This window comes from Lunatimonas salinarum, from assembly GCF_017811155.1.
In the GTDB taxonomy this organism is placed as follows: Bacteria; Bacteroidota; Bacteroidia; order Cytophagales; family Cyclobacteriaceae; genus Lunatimonas; species Lunatimonas salinarum.
In genome coordinates this window covers 135278-152165 of the sequence record NZ_JACVCV010000011.1, presented here as the reverse complement: position 1 = coordinate 152165, position 16888 = coordinate 135278, and the positions used below count along the sequence as shown (strand labels likewise).

Genomic DNA, 16888 nt, shown 5'->3' with positions numbered 1-16888 from the left:
GGATTGGTTATTAGGTATGCGACCTAGATTCACGCCCGGTTAAAGTGGATAAACGCTTGAAGGATGGTTTTTAGGTTATGCAGGTCTTCTTGGTCAAGTTGTCCCTGTTGGATGGATTGGAAAAGTTTATGAGGAATCGGAAGGGCTTTTTGTTTGGCTGATTTACCGGTATCCGTTAGGCTGATGATCACTTGCCTTTCGTCTTGCTCGGATCGCTCCCGTTTGATGTAACCTTTTTGTTCCAGTCGCTTTAGCAGGGGGGTCAGGGTACTGGTTTCCAAAAGAAGGCATTCTCCCAGATCCGTGACTTTTTGTCCGTCTTTTTCCCAAAGTAACAGTAATACCAAATACTGAGGGTAGGTGACTTCCAGTTCCTGAAGCAAAGGCTGGTAGCGTTTTATGATCAGTCTGGAGGCCGCATAAAGTGGAAAGCAGATCTGATTTTCAAGTTTTAGCACGTCTTCATTCATGGTCGGTAATTAGAGAAGCTGCTTGATGGTGGCTTCTATTTTTTCGGGTTTGGTGGTGGGAGCAAAGCGCTTTACCGGGTTACCGTCACGATCAATCAGGAATTTTGTGAAGTTCCACTTGATATCATCGGTAAAGAGACCGCCCAAGGACTGTTTGAGGTAGGCAAACACCGGGTGGGTGTTTTTCCCGTTTACGTGTACCTTGCGCATGAGTGGGAAGGTGACACCATAATTGATGCTACAGGTTTCGGATATGTTCTTGTCTGAGCCGGGTTCCTGATTGGCAAATTGGTTACTAGGAAAGCCCAATACCACTAAGCCATTTTTTTGGTAGGTCTGGTGTAGTTTTTCTAAGCCTTCAAATTGTGGGGCAAGGCCACACTTGGTCGCAGTGTTTACAACCAATACCACATTTCCCTTGAATTGGTCCATCTTCACAGTAACTCCCCGAATGTCGGTTGCTTCTAGGTCATAAAAGGTTGTCTCGTTAAGCTGTTGTGTAGTTGCATTTCGCTTAGAAAGGGCCTTGAGCGCACCTGTGGACCAAAGTGCCCAAAGGATCAGAACCGGCTGAAAAAACAAACGAATGAGGCGTGCACGGTCGGTGTCCAAGCCAAAGGCATCCGTTCCATTTACGTACTGAGCGACATTTCCCGGAAAAATTAGCACAAAAAAGATTCCCAACGCCAGACCTACCCAAACCCGATGCTTTTTCCAAAATACCATGGCCAAGCCGAGGGATAACTCGATGATGCCGGACAGGATGACTACCAAGTCTTTGCTCAATGGAATCCAGTTTGGTACCTGAGCTTGAAATTCTTCCCGCTGAAACGTGAAATGGCCGATGGCAGCCAAGATCATAAAGGAGCCAAGTATGATACGGAGAATTTTTTGAAGTAGATGGGTTTCTACGTACGGATTGGGTAAATATCGTTTCATATTATATCGTAAACGATATAAATAGGGTTTGGTTCACATTTTCCCAAAGAGAAGGATTCTTTTTTTGGTGGACAATTTCCGCTGTTACCAAAACAGGCGCGTATTCAAGCACTTTTTGGTAAGGATAAGGGGGTAAATGACGCGAAATGCCTAAATTCGTCGCTCAATCATCTCAAACCTACGCTATGAAGCTGATGTGGAATCTTATGGTAACGGGCCTACTTTTTTTAGGCACTTTGCAAGCACAAACTTGGTCTACGCTAAACCCTGCTAATTCCTGTACGGAAAGGCATGAATGTGCGGCTGCGGCTATCGGTGACAAGCTTTACTTACTCGGTGGACGGGGGCTGAAGGCGGTAGAAGTCTATGATCCCAATACGAACCGATGGGAAACGAAGGGAATGCCTCCTTTTGAAATGCACCATTTTCAAGCGGTACCTTACCAAGGAAAAATATATGTGTTAGGTGCGTTTACCGGTGGGTATCCTCATGAAATGCCGGTGTCCCATATTTATATATACGACCCTGTTTTGGATACCTGGATCCAAGGTGACGAAATTCCCGCCGACCGAAGAAGAGGCGCCGCGGGCGTGGCGGTTTATAAGGATAAATTTTATTTGTTGGGAGGTGCAGAGGATGGACATTGGGCTGACAATAGGGAGTATTTGGATGAGTATGATCCGCAAACCGGTCGGTGGACCAGGCTTGCGGACATGCCCCGAGTGAGAGACCATTTTCAGGCGGTGGTTTTAGGCGACAAGCTGTATGCAGTTGGCGGGAGAAGGTCTTTTGCCAAAGAAGGGCATGGTTTTGAGCTTACCTATGCCGAGGTGGATGTGTATGATTTTCAAAGGAATGCCTGGGAAACCCTCCGGGCCGATTATAATCTGCCCACCGAGCGGGCCGGAAATTCTGCGGTTAATTATGGCAATGGATTTATTGTTGTGGGAGGAGAAAGTGACCATCAGGTGGCCGCCCACGATGAAGTGGAATATTTTGAACCTGGCAAAGGGTGGAGGCTGTTGAACCGGTTGGAGCGCGGCAGACATGGTATGCAGGTAGTGCCTTTGGGTGGTAAATTTTACGTCGCAGCCGGTTGCGGCAACAGGGGAGGTAACCCGGAACTGAACAGCATGGAGGTACTAAAATAGCAATCGACAAAACGCATGGTAAAAGGAACGCATAACGCAGTCGAAGACGGGCGGAATAAGGATATACAGGTTTTCATTAATGGAGAATTGCTTCCAAGGCAGGATGCCAAAATTTCCGTCTTTGATAGTGGATACTTGGTAGGAGATGGTGTTTGGGAGGCTTTTCGGTATCACGAAGGAAAGATGCTTTTTTTGGATAAGCATTTGGATAGGCTTTGGCAGTCGGCCAAAGTGGTGGGCATGCACTTGCCCTTCAGTAGGGATTCCTTACGAACAGATATACAGCGTACCTTGGATGCCAATGCCATGCGAGACCATGTGCATGTGCGGGTTATGGTGACACGGGGCATCAAGAAAACCCCTTCTCAGGATCCTCGATTCACGATTTCAGGCCCCAATGTCGTCATTGTGGCGGAGCACAAGCAGGCCTCTGTAGACAATAAAAACCGGGGGATTTCGCTGTGGACCAGTACGATTCGTCGCGGTTCTCCCGATTACTTGGATCCCCGCCTCAATTGCCATAGTAAACTCCATGAGGTACAGGCATTGATTCAGGCGATAGAGGCTGGAGCGGATGAGGCCTTGATGCTAGATGTAAACGGTTTTGTAGCCACTTGTAATTCCACCAATTTTTTTATGGTGAAGGGGAAGGAAGTTTGGACATCCACGGGGCAGTATTGCATGAATGGCATCACCCGAGCGCATGTAATAGAATTATGTGAGCGGTATGGGGTGGTATGCAGGCAAAAAGATTTTTCGCTTTTCGACGTGTACGGGGCTGATGAGGCATTCGTTACGGGTACTTTTGGTGGGCTTACGCCGGTCACGGTCATTGACGGCAAGGACATTGGAGAAGGAGCCTTTGGCCCAATAACCAAACAGTTGAGCGATTGGTATGAGGGGTTGATACAGGAGGAAATCAAGCGACAGTGATGGGTGGAATGCAAACTACGAAACGAATATTTGTGTGGTCCGGGCCACGAAATATCTCCACGGCACTGATGTATGCGTTTGCGCAGCGGACGGACACCCAGGTGTTTGATGAGCCATTATACGGATATTACCTTGCCCATAGTCCTGCGAAAGCATATCACCCGGGTACCGAGGACATATTAAGGACCATGGAACATGATGGGGATCGGGTCGTGATGGCGATGCAGAAGAATCAGGAGAAGCCAGTGCTCTTTTATAAGAATATGTGTCATCACCTGTTGGATTTGAACCGGGCTTTTATGAAGCAAGGATTTAATGTGATACTGACCCGTGAACCTCGGGAAATGTTGTCTTCGTTTCGAGAGGTGATAGCAAAGCCCGCTATGAATGACGTGGGCTATCAAGCGCAGGTGGAGTTATTGAATTATTTTAGAAATGAATCCCTACCTTTTGTGGTGGTGGATTCCAAAGACCTCCTATTGAATCCGGCGGGTTACTTGGAGCGCTTGTGTGAGCGAATTGGAATTCCCTTTGATCCGGCAATGCTTTCTTGGGAAGAAGGGCCCCGCAAGGAAGATGGTATTTGGGCACCCTATTGGTATTCTAACGTGCACCGATCTACCGGGTTTGCACCTTACAAGCCCAAAGATGTCCCTTTTCCAAGTTCTCTCGAACCCCTTTTGGCTGCTTGCCAGCCGCTGTATGAAAAATTAATGGAATGTAAGTTATGAAGCGGTCTCTTTGATGGTACATCTAGAGGTTTTTGTCGTTCCGATGAATTCATCACGCCCACAGGCTTGGTTGCTTTTTTTGTCAGAAGCTGAAAAAAGTCGTATTGAACAAGATATACGGCTATATCGCCAGATGATCGGAATTCAAAATAGATTTAAACTCCACATAGGCCAAAAATAAATAAAGAACAGACAGCCAAAAGCCGACTATTCTTTCCTTTAATAAACCTTACAAAACAAATATAAGATAAAATTCAGAGAAGTCAATCTGATCTGTGATCGGTGGTTAGGGCGATTTTTTGGCTAGGGAGTAAAATCACGTACAAATAGCCGCAATCATACCTCCAAAAATCCACCTATCATCTACTTTTACCGACCAAATACACCCAATCTGCCGGGAGCTTGATTTTTTGAGAATCTACAACGAATTAACTGTTGTTTTGAAAATATTTTTACGTTTATCCAAAGCTGTTAACAATTTTCTATCTAGCGGGCAATTTCCCTAATATTCTATTGAAATATTAAAAATTACGTTTAAAACTAAACATTGCAAAAAATAAATAAACCCCTCATCTTTAACGTGTAAAATTAACAATCATTAATTATTGTTTTCTTAAATCCAAAAAAACGTATGACAAACTATTTACCCAAAATCAAATTGCTGTGGGTAGGGTTGATGCTTTTTATGGTGTCAACGCTGACTACGCAAGCCCAGACCAGGGAAGTGACGGGTACGGTTATTTCCGGAGAGGATAACCTTCCGCTTCCCGGTGTTTCCGTGCTTGTAAAAGGCACTACTCGTGGAGGTGTGACGGACATCGATGGTCAGTTCCGCGTGTCGCTTCAGCCGGGAGATAACGTGTTGGTATTTTCCTTTGTGGGATTTACCCCTTTCGAAGCAGAAGTAGGGAGTCGCTCCAGCATGGAGGTTACACTAATGCCGGATATGCAATCCCTCAGCGAGGTTATCGTGGTGGGATATGGTGAGCAGAAGAAGGAGACCATCACAGGTTCCGTGGCGACGGTAAAGGGAGCGGAGCTGGTGAAATCCCCCGCGATGAACCTGACCAATTCCATCGCAGGACGAATGGCCGGAGTGATCGCCGTAAACCGATCCGGTGAGCCGGGCTACGATGGTTCAGGTATCCGTATCCGGGGTTCCAACACCCTTGGTAACAATGATGCCTTGATCGTAATCGATGGGATTCCTGCCCGTGCGGGCGGTATCGATCGATTGAATCCAAATGACATCGAAACGATTTCCGTATTGAAGGATGCTTCTGCCGCCATCTACGGTGCGCGTGCGGCCAACGGTGTAATCTTGGTGACCACCAAGCGGGGAAAATCCGGAAAGCCTGAGTTGACGTATCAGTTTAACCAAGGATTTGCACAGCCAACCGTGATACCCAGAATGGCCGATGCAGCACAGTATGGAGAGATGCTGAACGATCTTAGCGTGTATGAGTTGCCCGTGAACGAATGGAGAGCTGCTACCGATGCCTATCGTGCTACGGGGTCTTACACCCGTCCCAATGGACAGGAGAGAACAGCTCCCTTTAGCCCGAATGCCTTAGAAATGCACCGTGCGGGAACCGATCCATGGAACTATCCCAATACAGATTGGTTTGGTGCTACGCTTAAGCCATGGTCTCCACAGGTTCGACACAATCTACAGTTGAATGGAGGAGGAGAGAATATACGCTACCTTGCTTCGTTGGGTTATCAAAACCAAGACGCATACTACCGAAATTCAGCTACTGGCTACAAACAGTATGATATGCGGTTGAATTTGGATGCAAAGGTAAATGAATACATTGATTTGCAATTAGGGATATTGGCCCGTCAGGAATACCGATTCTTCCCTACCCGTGGTGCTGGTGCAATCTTCCGTATGCAGATGAGGGGCAAGCCGCATGAGCCTGCTTTCTGGCCTGACGGCAGACCAGGTCCGGACATCGAAAACGGGGAGAACCCAGTCGTCATCACCACCAATGCGACAGGTTACGACCGCGATACCCGTGATTACTTTCAGACCAACGGTGCGATCAATATCAAAATACCAGGAGTGGAAGGATTGAAATTCCAAGGTACTGCTTCCGTGGATAAACTGAGCCGATTCCAGAAGCGATGGGAGACTCCTTGGATTCTTTATCAGAGAGGGAGCGGCTTTGAAGCAGATGGTGTGACTCCGGTGTTGGTTCCCAGTGAAAGAGGGCCTGCTGAGCCCCGGTTGCGTCAATCCAATAATAATCAGCTGAATATCCTATTGGGTGGTGTGTTTACCTACGACAAGCAAATCGGTGATCATGGGCTGAATTTCTTGGCAGGTGTGAACAAAGAAACCGTAGAAGGCGATGATTTCTTCGCTTACAGGAGGTTCTTTATTTCGCCCGCTATCGATCAGATGTTTGCCGGTGGCGATGCCGAAAAGGACAACGGGGGTGGAGGTTTCGAAAGAGCCCGATTGAATTACTTCGGTAGAATGGCCTACAACTACAAGGAAAAATACTTGTTCGAGTTTCTTTGGAGGTATGACGGTTCTTACATTTTTCCTGAGCAAACCCGTTTCGGATTCTTCCCGGGTGTAATGGCCGGTTGGGTAGTGTCTGAGGAAGATTTCTGGAAAAATAACATTCCTGTGATGGATTTCTTCAAAGTAAGAGGTTCTTGGGGACAGATGGGGAATGACCAGATTTTCTTTGATGGTAGCTTGCAGGAGTACCAATTCCTTTCTACATACGGTTTCCGAAGCCACATTTTGGAGAACAATGAAGCAAAAACGCTATTTGAAACCCGGGTACCCAACAATGCGATTACCTGGGAGGTGGCCAATAACTCCAATATAGGCGTAGAAGGCTCCCTGTTGGATGGAAAAATCTTTTTTGAATTGGATTATTTCTACAACAAGCGAACCAATATCCTTTGGAGAAGAAATGCATCTGTTCCACAGACGAGTGGACTTGCGTCTCTTTTACCTGCAGAGAATATCGGTGAAATCGAGAATCAAGGATTTGACTTTAATGTGGGCTATCGTGGTAGAAAGGGCGATCTACAGTACAGCGTCAGCGCAAACGGTGGGTACGCGTATAACAAAATTCTTTTCTGGGATGAGCCTCCGGGCGCACCGGAGTGGCAGCGTTCTACCGGCCTTCCAATGAACACGCCTGCTCCTATGTACCTGTATGATGGGGTTTTTGCGACCGAAGAGGAGATCGCCGCTAATCCATTGGATTATTCAGCCATTACGAACCAATTGCGGCCGGGTGATATGAAGTTTGTGGATTACAATGGCGATGGTGCCATTACGCCGCTTGACCGAGTGCGTTTAGATCGAAACAACATCCCTCGTTTTCAAGGTGGTGTGAACATGAATGCACAATGGAGAAACTTTGACCTCTCTGTACTGTTCCAAGGGGCTGCTGGTGCAATAGCGCAGGTAAGCTTGGGCGAATCTGGAAACATTGGTAATTACCTGTTGGAATTCTATGAAAACCGTTGGACGATTGACAACCCAAGTACGGAATATCCACGGATCGCCAATCGAAGCGATCAGTATTTTTCGTCCGGCAACGATTTCTGGTGGAGAAGTTCTGACTACATCCGACTGAAAAACCTAGAGATTGGTTATACCGTGCCTTCACAGGTTGGAAGCCGGTTCGGTATCAGTAATCTCCGATTTTATGTAAATGGCTTGAACTTATTGACTTGGGATAAACTGAAAGTATACGATCCGGAATCTGACAATGCCACAGGACAATACTATCCCCAAGCGAGGGTGATCAACGGTGGTCTATCAGTAACATTCTAAGCCCCAAAAACGTAACGATATGAAATACAATATAAAACATATTTGGGTAGGGTTGATTTCAGCTACATTGATTGTTACTTCCTGTAACGACGAGTTTTTGAACACCCAGCCCCTAGGACAGGTGTCGGAATCAGCCGTATGGCGTGATGCAGGTTTGGCCGAGGCCTTTGTAACGGACATTTACGCTGCCCTAGGACAAGGAGGTTTTTCCGAACAAGCGCTGGCGTCCTTGACCGATGAGGCGATTTTTACTCACCCAGGTCGAAACATAAACGTAGTAACAGAGGCTCGATCCAATCCGGAAACACCGGGATGGATCGATGCCACGCGAGGTTGGGTGAACATGTACAATGGCTTACGTGCGGCAAACATTGCCATCCAAAACCTTAGTGACCCACAGTTTGAAAATGCAGGGGGTATAGTCGACCGATTACTTGGCGAGGCGACTTTCATGCGGGCATATTTCCACCACCAGTTATTGCGTAATTATGGTGGCGTGCCCATTGCAGATCGTGCGTACACGTTGGAGGAAGAAACCTACGAGCTTCCTAGAAACACCTTCTCGGAGGTGGTGGAGTTTATCGTTCAGGATCTGGATCGTGCCGCACAATTGCTCGATGGCCACAACATGGTAAGGGGCCGTGCAAATAGAATCGCAGCACTGGCGTTAAAATCAAGGGTGTTGATCTATGCGGCCAGTGACCTGCACGATATGGCTGTCGCATCTGGAAAGTCCAGTGTTATTTCTTCGTATCAGAATAAGGAATTGATAGGATATACGACGGGGAGTCGCACAGAGCGATTGCAACGTGCTAAGGCTGCTGCCAAAGCGGTGCTGGACATTGCTGATGGCAACATGCTTAATTTGACGGAGCCGCTACCACACAGTGAAGCAATCCAAGTATATACCAATAACTCTCTTTCCCGAAACGGTGGCGAAGCGGAGATGATTTTCGGTCGCTATTTTCTGGCTCAAAAGCCTGAAACAGGGGGTCGCCATGGTCTGCACAACGGACCTAACGGATACAATAACTGGGCTGGAAATACCCCCATCCAATTGTTGATTGACGATTATGCGATGATGGATGGTACGCCATTTGATTGGGATAATCCGGCACATGATGAGGCACCTTACCAAGATAGAGAGGCCCGATTCTATGCGACATTCCTCTATGACGGCGCTCAATGGAAGCCGCGTTCCTCTGCTAATCAGGCCTTGGATCCACTTGGGCAAATTCAAACTGGAACCTACGAGCGTACAAATGCGCAGGGACAGGCGGTCACCCATTTTGGATTGGATACCCGAAACAGCCCGATTGAAGACTGGAACGGTTCATATACTGGATATTATATCAGAAAATTTATCGAACCAGATCCAAACTTTGTAGACCAAAACACCTGGCAGGAAATTCCTTGGCCGAACATCCGCTTTACCGAGGTAATCTTCAATTATGCGGAGGCTTGTATCTTTTTGGGTGAGGATGTGGAAGCCAGAAATTGGCTGAATAAGATTCGTTTCCGTGCTGGTCTGCCAGCTCTCACAGAATCTGGAGACGATCTGAAAATGGCATTCATCAACGAAAAGCGTAAGGAAATGGTCCACGAGGAGCAGCGCTATTACGATGCCCGAAGGTGGATGATTGCGCCGGAGACATTAGGAAGGCAGGCAAACGGCATCAGTATTACCGGTACCTTTAAACCTGGCCAGTCCCTGAGTGTCTATCGATACGACCCAGATGTGTACAACTACTCTTATGAGATAATCGATATCGATCCGGGAAAGGAAAACCGACTGTGGTTGGACAAGATGTATTGGATGCCTATCCAATTCCAGGAAATGCAGCGTAACGCAAATCTAATACAGAATCCCGGTTACTAAGTTGCTTCGGGAACTGCTTAAAGTGAAAAGGCTGCCTCCAACTGGGGGTGGCCTTTTTTTGGGTTTAGAGGGCTGGTTTAACGGCTGTCTTTGGGGGTAAAAGTTGTACTATTCCGTACATATTATAACAGCGGTACTGAAAGCTGAATCATTTTTCGTATTTTGCGCCTTCGTTAAAAGATGGGTATGTCCAAATTTGAAGCTATAAGACCTTATTACGATAGTGAAGTGAACGATGCATTGGCGGCGTATGCAGACCACCCGATGCTGAAAGCGATCATGCATTTCACTTTCCCGGATGTGCCGGATGAAGCGTGGCGAAGCCAGCTTCTCAGAACACATTCCATAAGGGATTTTCAGGTTAACTTCATCTACCAGGCAGTTTTGAGAGTACTGGAACGAAGCTCCTCTGGACTGACAACTTCCGGGTTTGAGAAGTTGGAGAAAAATAGTGCTTACCTATTTATTTCCAACCACCGGGACATCATTCTCGACACCTCCCTTTTGAATGCAGTATTGTATGAACATGGATGCAAAATGACCACTTCGGCGATCGGGGATAACTTGGTCAAAAAACCTTTCTTGAAAGCATTGGCCAAGCTGACCCGGAGTTTTATCGTACATCGTGGGTTGAGTTCCCGTGCCATGTTGGAAAGTTCCAAGTTAAATTCGGAGTACATTAGAGACTCGATCTTTTACGAAAACCGGTCAGTTTGGATTGCCCAGCGGGAGGGACGTACGAAGGACGGCAATGACATGACCCAGAAAGGTGTTTTAAAGATGTTATCCATGGCCTGTGAGGGCCAGGATTTAGCGGTGTATTTCAAGCACTTAAAGATTGTTCCCGTCTCCATATCCTATGAAAACGACCCCACTGACTTGCTGAAGATGCCGGAGTTGTTGGCCAAAGCCCGGTCGGAAACCTATGTAAAAGACAAAAATGAAGACTTCCGAACGTTGCTCAGCGGAATCATGGGACAAAAGAAACGTATTCATATCGCTCTCGGTGACGTGCTTCATGATGAAATTGACGTCATTTTCCAGGAGGAAACCACGCTAAATAGACAGCTTCAGCGAATTGGAGAGGAAATCGACCGGGTGATACTTTCCAATTTCAAACTATGGCCCACCAATTATATAGCCGTTGATTTACTCCATAATTCCAACGAATACGCCAGTCTCTATACAGAGGCGGAGAAACTGGCCTTTGAAAGTCGGTTTTTATCGGGGGTGGATAAAGATAATCCGGTGGCTGTACAGAGTTTTTTAGCCATGTATGCCAACCCGGTGATTAACAAACACAAGGTCTTGATCTCTTAGTGGCATGTTGGTTTCTTTACCAATAGATGTCCGATAGCCCAATAAAAATTAATTGAATAACGATGGATTGGTATTCCCGGAAATAATTGTGAATTAGGTGGATTACCCGTAATGGCTAGTGGGGGTCTGCCTCTGTGATGAGACAAGCAGTGAACACTAGATAACTAACTATAGACATATGAAATCGAAATCTGTACGCGTAGGACTGCTGCAATTGGCTTGTTGTGCAGATCCCGCTCACAATATGCGGAAGACCGTAGAGGGCATTCGGAAGTTGGCGCAGGATGGTGCGCAGATAGTTTGTTTACAAGAATTGTTTCGCTCCCTTTACTTTTGTGATGTGGAGGACTATTCGAACTTTAAGCTTGCCGAACCCATCCCAGGACCTTCAACGGATACGTTGGCCGAGTTGGCAAAGGAATTGGGAGTAGTTATCGTGGCCTCTCTGTTTGAAAAGCGAGCCGAGGGGCTCTACCACAATACCACTGCGGTATTGGATGCTGATGGAGCGTATTTAGGTAAATACCGAAAAATGCATATACCCGATGATCCGGGTTACTACGAGAAATTTTATTTTACTCCGGGCGATTTGGGTTACAAGGTTTTTGCTACCAAATTCGGAAAACTAGGCGTACTGATCTGTTGGGATCAGTGGTACCCTGAGGCGGCCCGAATTACCTCGTTGATGGGGGCGGATATTCTTTTTTACCCTACAGCTATTGGATGGCACAAGGATCAGGATTCCCAGACAAACCAGGATCAGTATCAAGCCTGGCAGACCATCCAACGATCCCATTCGGTAGCCAACGGTGTGCCGGTGGTCTCGGTCAATAGGGTAGGGATTGAAGGCGATATGAAATTTTGGGGAGGATCTTTCGTCAGTAATGCGTTCGGTAGAGTGGAATTTCAGGCAGACCATGAAGCCGAGACGTCGCAAGTGGTGGAGATATCCTTAGAAGGTTCGGATCGGTACCGTACGCATTGGCCCTTTTTGCGAGACCGGCGGATCGATAGTTATAACCCCATATTAAACCGGTATTTGGATGAGTAGCGATTGGCAGCAGGGTCGAGTTGGAACGATGGAGTTTCCGGCTGATAAGGGATATTATTTTCCGGCTGAGTTTGCACCTCATCAAGCCACCTGGTTAAGCTGGCCCCATAAGGAAGCTTCTTGGCCCGGAAAAATTCACACTGTTTATGATCCTTACGTCCAATTTATTCGCTATGTGACGGAGGGAGAAGAGGTGCAGTTAATGGTGAAGGACCAGTCAATGGAGGATTTTGCCAAGTCACATTTGATAAAGGGACAGGTTGATCTGGAAAGGATTATATTCCATCATTTTCCGACCAACGACGCTTGGTGCAGAGACCATGGCCCTGCCTTTTTGATTAATCCGAAGGCAGCTGCTAAGAAAGTGGTAGTCAACTGGAATTACAATGCTTGGGGAGATAAATATCCGCCGTATGACCTAGACAACCAGATACCCCAGCGGGTGGCTGACTACCTGCAATTGCCTTGCTACCATCCCGGTATTGTGATGGAGGGAGGTTCGGTGGACTTTAATGGAACTGGAACGTTGCTTACCACCACTTCCTGTTTACTGAACCCAAACCGTAATCCTCATCTGAACCAATCCCAAATCGAGGAGTATTTGTATAGATACTACGGCGTGAAGCAGATTCTTTGGTTAGGAGATGGGATTGAAGGAGACGATACCGATGGGCACGTGGATGACATTACCCGGTTTGTAAGTGAACGTACAGTGGTTACCGTGGTAGAGGAAAACAAGCGGGACAGTAACTTCCATCCCCTTCGTGAGAATTTGAAGCTGTTAGAGTCCTTTCGGCTGACGGATGGAAGCCCCCTTTCTATCGTTGAGCTTCCCATGCCTTCCCCTGTGGTTTACGAGGGAACACGGTTACCCGCCAGTTATGCGAACTTCTATATCGCCAATGCCTGTGTGGTGGTGCCTACTTTTCGGGATAAAAATGACGATAGAGCCCTGGAAATCATTCAAGATTGCTTTCCCGATCGAAAAGTGGTGGGCGTGGATTCGCTGGATATTATCTGGGGTTTGGGATCCTTCCATTGCCTCAGTCAACAAGAGCCTATGGTTTAGTGCGCCTTTTGCTGATACCATTGTGACTTACTGATCGCTGTCTCGAACAGTGAAAGCGATTCATGCCCGATGGAGCACTGATGAGGTGTTTGGTTTTTCTGCCCTGCACTCGTTTACGCCATCGCCTAAAGGACCCTTCCAGCAGTTCAATCCGCATGAGTCGGATGACCGCCTGCTCGTTCAGACCAAATTGCTGGAGAATAGCCTCAAAGGGTGTGCGATCTTCCCATGCCATCTCTACGATTCGATCTCGCTCTTCTGTAGTTAGGTGAAGAATTTCTGATTTTTTCATTGTCTCACTTAAACCAGCAAGTAACCAAATTGTTTGCTTTGTATCCGTAGCCTATACGCGACACAAAATGTCTTGAGTATTTCTTTTTTGGCGGATACGCTTATCTATCAAGATTCGGTGGAGCTGTAATAGTACAAAACCCCTTCAAATTCGTATTATTGTAGTTCAACCGATTTGTTATGCGCTTGTTTTTAGCTGCTTCCTTCCTTGCGGCATTAGCTCTTGGCGGGTGCTCGTTTCGATCTATTCAAATCTATCCGGATATCACTTACATGGAGGACGGGTTTTTGGGGGATTTGCCGGAGAAAAGGCTAACGGTCTTTGCGCCGAAAAAGCAGCATGAAACGTATCCGGTGTTTGTATTTATACACGGAGGGAGCTGGCGGTCGGGCAATAAGGAAAAATACATCCCTTTGGGAAAACGGCTTGCGAGAAAGGGGTTGGTCACCGTGGTTATAGACTATCCACTGAGCCCTACCTACAAGGTTCAAGCCATGGGAAAGGCTTCGGCAAAGGCGGTGGATTGGGTGCGTACCCATATTGGGGAATATGGAGGCGATCCCGATCGGATTTTTGTATCCGGCCATTCTGCGGGAGGTCATTTGGCCGCACTGATTAGCGTTCGGGACGAATATTTTGATTCGGTAGGTGTGGCGCAAAACCCCATTCGTGGCGCAGTGCTCATTGATCCAGCGGGATTGGATATGTACACGTATTTGGTAGAGGCAAACAATGCTCCTGGAACCTCCCATAACCGTTCCTTTACCGATGACCCTCAAGTATGGAAGGATACTTCTCCTATGTATCACCTTCACGAAGGGATGCCTCCCATGATGATTATGGTGGGTGGGCGTACGGAACCCAGTATTCTCCATGGCTCCGAGCGTTTCATAGAGGCCCATCGGCCTTACGAACCGATACCTCGCTATTACCTTCAAAAGCGCAAAAAACACATTCCCATGATCCTTCAATTTCTATACACACCCTCGCGAGCCTATCGGTGGGTGTTGGGATTTATCCATGAGATTGGGGATGATGCAAAGACCATACCGTGAAGCGGTTTTGTGATAAGTGAGGTTCCACGCCCAACTGGAGAAATGCCGGCTGGCCTGTTGCCTTTTGTACAGGATCGTATTTGACCATTGAAATATGACATTGAATAGATTAAACATCCAGCGCTAAACCGAATGAAGCTAAGAAATTTTCGAATGGTTCCGGTAGGGGTTTTTGTACTCCTTTTAGGTTGTGTATCCACTCCACGCAACGGACGTGAACTCAAGGCGCCCGGAGGATATTGGAGTGAGACCATGATGAAGCTGGCCTACGGTGTGGGTGCGCTGCGGTTGATTGATAGAAATCCAGAGATACCCGCGGATGTAGAGGTGTTTTCGGACCAAGTATACAAAAGGATAGACAGTGTCGAGCTGGCCTTGGATGTGTATAGGCTGCGGGATCAGGGAGATGAGCGAAAACCCACGCTAGTGTTTATCCACGGTGGGGCTTGGAAGACAGGAAAGCGATCGGATTACCTGCCCTATCTGATTGATTATGCGAAAAAAGGGTATGTGACGGCCACGGTTTCCTATAGGCTTTCCCGAGTAGCCAAGTTTCCCGCCGCCGTGAGGGATGTGAACTGCGCGGTACGATGGCTGAAGGTCCATGCGGATGAGTTTGGGATAGATCCGGACCGCATGGTGCTGATAGGAGGCTCAGCGGGAGGGCACCTTTCGATGATGGTTGGCTATGCGGGTGGGGAGGGCCTTTTTGAGCCGGAGTGCGAGGTTGGATCGGTAAGCAGTGAGGTTCAGGCGGTGGTCAATCTCTACGGCCCCACGGATCTGACTACCGAAGAGGCTAGAGGGAGGGGAGAACCCATCTCTTTTTTGGGGGCCACCTACGAGGAGCAACCGGATCTTTACCGGCAAGTTTCGCCTCGGTTTTACATTCGCCCTGGCTTGCCGCCAACCCTGATTTTCCACGGCACGATAGATTCCGTCGTTCCCGTATCTCAAGCAGATTCTTTAGCGAGGTGGTTGGCGGACGCGGGGGTACCCTATGATTATCACCGGCTCCATGGGTGGCCGCATACCATGGATCTTTCAAAAAAAGTTAACGCCTATTGTCAATATTACATAGACCGCTTTTTGGAGGAGTATCTAAAGTAGCGTTTATTTTGTTTACGCGCTCACTTCATGTCCAATTTGTGTACTAGGCCTTTTTGGGCGGTAGGTCAAACGCTATAGCCTCATGTTCCAAATGTCCTCGATGGGATCCGTCACAAAATGGTTTGTTATTCGAGAGGCCGCAACGACAAAGTCCCACGACTGTTCTACCCTGTAAGCCGTAGATGTTGCCTTTTGAATCAACTATTTCAAAGTCTCCATCAATTTTTAAAGAGCCGTTAGCGTTTACAGTAATTTTGGTTGATGCCATGGTTTTCGTTGTTTTTATTTTAATGCAAGCTAGGAAAAACCAGCCTTTGAAAAAATAATTTATTTTGAAAAATTTATGCAGCCTAGTTGGCTAGCTAGCGGCCATTACGGAATCTGAATAGGGTAATTGCCGTTTCGGTTCCGTAAGGTCAAGAGCCCTTGTGAGATGCACACGTTGACAAATGGCAAATAGTCAGAGGTATTCCAAGGCCATATGCCATACTTTGCATTTCGGCTCATAGGGAAACTCAGGGTACTTAAGTTACCGCGATGGAATCGCCGAGGAATATTTACGACTTTGGGGGATTTCCAAAAGCACTATTTGCCTTTACTTTACACGTTGGCGCTGTGGGAGGGAGAGGAACCCGTGAAGTTTTTCAACGATTTGCCGGTGGGAGGCTCATTGACCATGACATCCGTAAAGATAGGTTGAATCAGAGAGTCGTTCCATGGGATGGGATGTTGTCAATTTTCCTGTTCGTGCGCGGCCTTGGCATACACCTTCACCGTTTTCAGGATTCCACCTACCGAATTGACCTTCATTCCCTGGTTGTTTTTTAACCAGGCCTGGAGGTCCTTCATCAGCTCGCCGTTCGGCTCCGAAAATTTTATTTCTTCTCTCCACTGCCGGATTTTGTTGATGCTCGCTAGGGATAAAACACCCGAAAAGCTGCCCATCCACCGGCTACCGCTGGAAAGCACGAATGCCGCCGATATTTTTAAGTACCTGATGATGCGAAAGGTCTGGATACGGCATGTGCGTGGCGCTAGGAAACCGGAAGAGGGGGATGCGAGTGTGAGGGGGTAAAATAC

General features: G+C 47.4%; 15 protein-coding genes. 11 read left to right on the top strand and 4 right to left on the bottom strand.

The genetic code is table 11. The features are described 5' to 3' along the window. Positions 1–29: 29 nt before the first annotated feature. Complete coding sequence (locus tag IAQ59_RS14660) at positions 30–470, bottom strand: MarR family winged helix-turn-helix transcriptional regulator (protein WP_209331572.1); 441 nt, start codon at positions 468–470, stop codon at positions 30–32. A gap of 9 nt (positions 471–479) precedes the next feature. Further along, positions 480–1409, bottom strand: coding sequence for a hypothetical protein (locus IAQ59_RS22630; protein ID WP_342450710.1), 930 nt, complete (start codon positions 1407–1409; stop codon positions 480–482). 185 nt (positions 1410–1594) lie between these two features. Here IAQ59_RS22630 and IAQ59_RS14645 point away from each other — a divergent pair, with 185 nt between their 5' ends. The 8 genes from IAQ59_RS14645 to IAQ59_RS14610 all read left to right on the top strand — a co-directional run bounded on the left by IAQ59_RS14645 (position 1595) and on the right by IAQ59_RS14610 (position 13351). Next, a complete protein-coding gene (locus IAQ59_RS14645; protein ID WP_245189618.1) occupies positions 1595–2560 on the top strand; it encodes a Kelch repeat-containing protein in 966 nt (321 codons plus the stop codon). 15 nt (positions 2561–2575) lie between these two features. Continuing rightward, entirely contained in the window at positions 2576–3493 is a 918-nt protein-coding gene (locus IAQ59_RS14640) for an aminotransferase class IV (RefSeq protein ID WP_209331571.1), read from the top strand. Beyond that, positions 3493–4224: a sulfotransferase-like domain-containing protein gene (locus IAQ59_RS14635; RefSeq protein ID WP_245189617.1), complete on the top strand. Its 732-nt coding sequence runs from the start codon at positions 3493–3495 to the stop codon at positions 4222–4224. The genes IAQ59_RS14640 and IAQ59_RS14635 overlap by 1 nt, the downstream gene beginning before the upstream one ends. Positions 4225–4855: 631 nt before the next feature. Then, positions 4856–8032, top strand: a complete 3177-nt coding sequence (locus IAQ59_RS14630) for a SusC/RagA family TonB-linked outer membrane protein (RefSeq protein WP_209331570.1) — start codon at positions 4856–4858, stop codon at positions 8030–8032. A 19-nt stretch (positions 8033–8051) separates the two neighbouring features. After that, entirely contained in the window at positions 8052–9911 is a 1860-nt protein-coding gene (locus IAQ59_RS14625) for a RagB/SusD family nutrient uptake outer membrane protein (protein ID WP_209331569.1), read from the top strand. A gap of 186 nt (positions 9912–10097) precedes the next feature. Next, positions 10098–11231, top strand: coding sequence for a 1-acyl-sn-glycerol-3-phosphate acyltransferase (locus tag IAQ59_RS14620; protein ID WP_209331568.1), 1134 nt, complete (start codon positions 10098–10100; stop codon positions 11229–11231). A 178-nt stretch (positions 11232–11409) separates the two neighbouring features. After that, positions 11410–12282: a carbon-nitrogen hydrolase gene (locus IAQ59_RS14615; protein ID WP_209331567.1), complete on the top strand. Its 873-nt coding sequence runs from the start codon at positions 11410–11412 to the stop codon at positions 12280–12282. Further along, positions 12275–13351 (top strand): agmatine deiminase family protein, encoded by a 1077-nt coding sequence (locus IAQ59_RS14610; RefSeq protein ID WP_209331566.1) that lies wholly within the window; start codon positions 12275–12277, stop codon positions 13349–13351. The genes IAQ59_RS14615 and IAQ59_RS14610 overlap by 8 nt, the downstream gene beginning before the upstream one ends. Here the strand turns inward: IAQ59_RS14610 and IAQ59_RS14605 are convergent. Then, a complete protein-coding gene (locus tag IAQ59_RS14605) occupies positions 13341–13643 on the bottom strand; it encodes a TIGR03643 family protein (protein ID WP_209331565.1) in 303 nt (100 codons plus the stop codon). The genes IAQ59_RS14610 and IAQ59_RS14605 overlap by 11 nt on opposite strands. A gap of 179 nt (positions 13644–13822) precedes the next feature. Between IAQ59_RS14605 and IAQ59_RS14600 the strand changes: the two genes are divergently transcribed. Both IAQ59_RS14600 and IAQ59_RS14595 read left to right on the top strand, forming a co-directional pair. After that, complete coding sequence (locus tag IAQ59_RS14600) at positions 13823–14698, top strand: alpha/beta hydrolase (RefSeq protein ID WP_209331564.1); 876 nt, start codon at positions 13823–13825, stop codon at positions 14696–14698. Positions 14699–14830: 132 nt separating this feature from the next. After that, the gene (locus tag IAQ59_RS14595) at positions 14831–15808 is read left to right on the top strand and encodes an alpha/beta hydrolase (RefSeq protein ID WP_245189615.1); all 978 of its coding nucleotides are present in this window, start codon (positions 14831–14833) and stop codon (positions 15806–15808) included. A 43-nt stretch (positions 15809–15851) separates the two neighbouring features. Here IAQ59_RS14595 and IAQ59_RS14590 read toward each other — a convergent pair whose 3' ends face one another. Continuing rightward, positions 15852–16076: a CDGSH iron-sulfur domain-containing protein gene (locus IAQ59_RS14590; RefSeq protein WP_209331563.1), complete on the bottom strand. Its 225-nt coding sequence runs from the start codon at positions 16074–16076 to the stop codon at positions 15852–15854. A 639-nt stretch (positions 16077–16715) separates the two neighbouring features. Between IAQ59_RS14590 and IAQ59_RS14580 the strand changes: the two genes are divergently transcribed. Then, positions 16716–16883, top strand: coding sequence for a hypothetical protein (locus IAQ59_RS14580; protein WP_209331639.1), 168 nt, complete (start codon positions 16716–16718; stop codon positions 16881–16883). Positions 16884–16888 lie beyond the last annotated feature (5 nt).